At 54.1% G+C, this 266-nt stretch carries 1 protein-coding gene; it reads right to left on the reverse strand.

Annotated features, from left to right (window positions below):
* A partial coding sequence (locus SB756_RS30900) for a hypothetical protein (RefSeq protein WP_410913345.1) occupies positions 1-266 on the reverse strand: 266 nt, incomplete at both ends.

The following is a 266-nucleotide window of genomic DNA, read 5'->3' on the forward strand; positions in this document are numbered from 1 at the left end:
CAGGTCAGAAGTCGCGAAACGACCACCATCCAGCGGAACCAGCGGACGCAGATCTGGCGGCAGTACCGGCAGAACGGTCAGGATCATCCACTCTGGTTTGTTACCAGACTGAACGAACGCTTCCAACAGTTTGATACGCTTGGTCAGCTTTTTACGCTTGGTTTCGGAGTTGGTTTCGTTCAGCTCTTCACGCAACTGTTCGCACTCTTGCTCCAGATCCATGCTCTTCAGCAGAGCCTGGATTGCTTCCGCACCCATCTTCGCGT

The organism is Pseudomonas sp. SIMBA_068, from assembly GCF_046534705.1.
Lineage (GTDB): Bacteria > Pseudomonadota > Gammaproteobacteria > Pseudomonadales > Pseudomonadaceae > Aquipseudomonas > Aquipseudomonas putida.